Below are 3,884 nucleotides of genomic sequence, written 5' to 3' on the forward strand. Positions count from 1 at the left end.
CCCGACGTCGCCATCGCCCCCCGGGACGACACCGAGCGGATGGCCTTCGGCGCGTGGGCCGTGGTCACCGGTACGGCGGCACCCGGGGTGACCGGGACGCTGCCCGCGCTCGACGACTCCACCCGGACGGCACTGGCCGAGCGGCTGTCGACCCGATGTGGCGGCGAGATCACCGCCGAGCAGCTGGCCGGGGCCACGACGATCGCGGAGGTCGCCGACCTGCTGCGCCCGTTCACCGAGGTGGCGGTGGAGGGCAACATCCGCGTTCTTCGCGAGGGTTCCACCGACAGCACACCCCTGTTCCTGTTCCACGCGGCCGGCGGATCGTCGTTCGTATACGAACCGCTGGTCGATCGGCTGGACGGTGACACCCCGGTCTACGGCGTCGAGCGCACGGAGGGGCCGCTGGAGGAGAGGGCCGCCGGGTACCTGGACAGGATCCGGGAGATCGCCTCGGGGCGTCCCGTCGCGCTCGGCGGCTGGTCTTTCGGTGGCGCCCTGGCCGTCGAGGTCGCCCGTCAGTTGCGGGCCGCCGACGACGTCGTGGCGCTGGTGGCCCTCCTGGACACCGTGCAGCCGTCCGAGCCGATCCCGGACACTCTCGACGAGGCGGAGGCACGCTGGAAGCGCTACTCGAAGTTCGCCAAGCGCACCTACGGCCTGGACGTGGAGGTGCCGCGCGAGTTCCTCGCCGAGCACGGCGAGGACGGCGTACTGGGAATGCTCCTGGAGGGCCTGGGCGCCGAGGCGAACGCCATGGGTGGGGGCGTCATCGAGCACCAGCGGGCCAGCTTCGTCGACAACCGCATCCTGCAGAGCGCGGACCTGTCCACGTGGTCGGGAGTGGGTGCGGAGGTGCCGTTCGTGCTCTACCGTGCGGAGCGTATGCACGAGGGCGCCATCGAGCTCGAACCCCGCTACGCCCACGTCGACCGCGACGGTGGCTGGGCCCGGATCGTCTCCGATCTGGAGGTGGTCCAGCTCAAGGGTGACCACCTCGCGGTGGTCGACGAGCCGGTGGTCAGTACGGTCGGAAAGCACCTGGCGCGTCGACTCGTCGAGATCGACGCGGGAGTACTGAAGGGATCGGACGCGTGACGGCTAGGACCACCGCGGAGAAGCTCGCTGAACTGCGGGTTAAGACCGAGCAGGCCCGCGACCCGGGCAGCGAGCGGGCCAGGGCCCGACGCGACGCCGCGGGCCACACCCCGCCGCGCGAGCGCATCGCGGAGTTGCTCGACGCGGGAAGCTTCGTGGAGATGGGCCAGCTGGCCAAGGCTCCGGGGAGCCCGGACAACCCGTTCGGGGACGGTGTGGTGACCGGTCGCGGCACCATCGACGGTCGCCCGGTGGCCGTGTACGCGCACGACAACACGGTGTTCGGCGGGTCGGTCGGCGAGGGCTTCGGTAAGAAGGTCTGCGCCATCATGGACTTCGCGATCAAGGTCGGGTGCCCCATCATCGGCATCAACGACTCCGGTGGCGCGCGAGTCCAGGACGCCGTGACCTCGCTGGCCTACTACTCGGAGATCTCCCGGCGCCAGTACCCGGCCTCCGGGTACGTGCCCCAGATCTCGATCATGCTGGGCAAGTGCGCGGGCGGCGCCGTCTACGCCCCCGCGACCACCGACTTCGTGATCGCGGTCCAGGACCAGGCGTACATGTTCGTCACCGGCCCCGACGTGATCCGGCAGGTCACCGGCGAGGACGTCACCATGGACGAACTCGGCTCGGCCCTGCAGCAGGCCAAGAACGGCAACGTCAACCACGTGGCCGTGAGCGAGCACGACGCCTTCATGTACGTGCGTAACCTGCTGAGTTACCTGCCGTCCTCGGCGGCCGAGAAGGCACCGCGGATCAACCCGGGTCTCGAGGCGGAGACCACGGAGTCGGATCGTCAGCTGGACTCAATCATCCCGGACACGGACAACGCCGCGTACGACATGCACGACGTGCTCCTGCGGATGTTCGACGACGGCGAGTTCGTGGAGACCTCCGGACAGTTCGCGTCCAACATCATCACGGGCTTCGCCAGGGTCGACGGCGAGTCCGTCGGCGTCGTCGCCAACCAGCCCCTGCACCTGTCGGGCGCGTTGGACATCGACGCGTCGGAGAAGGCGACGCGGCACATGATGCTGTGTGACGCCTACTCGATCCCGCTGGTCTACGTGGTGGACACCCCCGGCTATCTCCCGGGCTTGCAGCAGGAGAAACTCGGCATCATCCACCGCGGGGCCAAGATGGGTTTCGCCGTGGTGGCGGCCTCGGTCCCCAAGGTCACGTTCGTCGTCCGCAAGGCCTACGGCGGCGCCTACGCCGTGATGGGGTCCAAGAACCTCGGCGGCGACCTCAACTTCGCCTGGCCCACCGCACGCATCGCGGTGATGGGCGCCGAGGGCGCGGTGGACCTGCTGCAGCGTCGGCAGATCGAGGAGGCGGGCCCGGAAGAGGGTCCCAAGCTCCGCAAGCAGCTGATCGACATGTACAACGAGTTCATCGCGACCCCGTACTCGGCCGCCGAGCGCGGGTACATCGACGCGGTGATCGAGCCGTCGCAGACCCGTCTGGTGCTGCGCGGCGCGTTGGCCCAGCTGCGCGACAAGGTCCGCAACGAGCCCCCGCGCAAGCACCCCATCGCGCCGCTGTAGCCGACGCGCGGCAGCACGCCTGGGCCGGTCCGCTCTCTCCGGAGGCGGGCCGGCCTTCGTCGTCCCCGACCCCTGGTAGTGCTGGCTGAACGTACGGTGTGCCGGGGCTTGTGTGATGTCCCGAGACATCACACCGACGACAAGGGGCAGCGCATCCCACGCGGGACGCGCTGCCCCTGTGTCCGGGCCCTGGGGGCTCGGGCCGGTAGCCCGGACTAGGACTCCGGGTCGGTCACGAGGATCGGGCCCTCGGGCTGCCACCAACCCCAGCGGGTCTCGGTCCCGGTGGTCACCTCGGCCGGCGCCGGCGGGTCCTCCTGGTAGGTCCCCAGCGGGGTGTACGCCTCGATGGAGCCCCAGTCCCGGTTCCAGTCGTGCCGCAGGTACGACGGGATCGTGCGGGCGCGCTGGGCGACCTCGATCCACCCGAGCGGGCCCCCCGACTCGTACGACTGCCACGTGCTGGTGGCGGCCACCGCCAGTGGACGGTCCGGGAGGATCCGGTACTCCGGCAGCTCGGCGACCCCCGCGTAGTGCGAGAACGGCCGCTGGCACGGGAACTGCAGGCTCACCGCCCAGTCCAGCATGACGGGAGACTCCGATCCGACGAGCTCCTGGACCGTGACGAGCTCGGGCGCGCGCGGCGGGGTGATCGCCGCCCACTGGTCGGGGGTCAGGTCGTCGTCGTCGACCAGGATCCGCATGACGTCGGCCTCGGCCGGCACGTCCTGCATGTCGACCCGCAGGTTCCGCCAGGTGGGGGCGGGGCCGATGTCGAACGGCACGACGGGTTCTCCCACCACGTCGGCTCCGTCCCCGGCGGCGCGACCGAACTCGACGATGACCTCCTGCCCGTACTTGTACAGGCCGTCGGCGTCGTAGCGGCCGATCCGTCCGGCGGCCGAGATCACCAGGAGCGGGTGCGTCTCGCGGTTCTCCGGCAGCCGGTACCAGCCGGTCTCGAGGTTCGCCTCGCGCTGCGGCCCCACCAGGTACGACCCCAGCACCGGGGTGGTGGCCGGGTCGAGTCCGAAGGGAAGAGCGACGGTCGACTCGTTGACGCCCTCGGCGCCCTGGCCACCGGCGGTGCCGGCACTCTCGCCGGTGGTGACGGAGGGGCCGCCGCCGGGCTCCTGGGTGGTGTTGGCGGCACCGGGATCGGCCACCACCGCGTCCGCGGACAGGTCGGGTGCGACACCGTCCGGGGTGAACCCCGAGTTGTCGCCGGCCTCGATG

3 protein-coding genes are annotated in these 3,884 nt (G+C 70.6%); 2 read left to right on the forward strand and 1 reads right to left on the reverse strand.

Features of this window, described 5'->3' with window-relative positions; all coding sequences use genetic code 11:
- The coding region (locus G6020_RS06185; RefSeq protein ID WP_182610013.1) for an alpha/beta fold hydrolase at positions 1–1,098 on the forward strand (1,098 nt) is incomplete at its 5' end.
- Positions 1,095–2,648, forward strand: coding sequence for an acyl-CoA carboxylase subunit beta (locus G6020_RS06190; RefSeq protein WP_095717079.1), 1,554 nt, complete (start codon positions 1,095–1,097; stop codon positions 2,646–2,648). The genes G6020_RS06185 and G6020_RS06190, both read left to right, overlap by 4 nt.
- Before the next feature lie 215 nt (positions 2,649–2,863).
- Here the strand turns inward: G6020_RS06190 and G6020_RS06195 are convergent.
- On the reverse strand, positions 2,864–3,884 hold a 1,021-nt coding region (locus tag G6020_RS06195), incomplete at its 5' end, for an arabinosyltransferase C-terminal domain-containing protein (RefSeq protein ID WP_182610014.1).

Source organism: Dietzia sp. B19 (genome assembly GCF_014145155.1).
Classification (GTDB): Bacteria; Actinomycetota; Actinomycetes; order Mycobacteriales; family Mycobacteriaceae; genus Dietzia; species Dietzia natronolimnaea.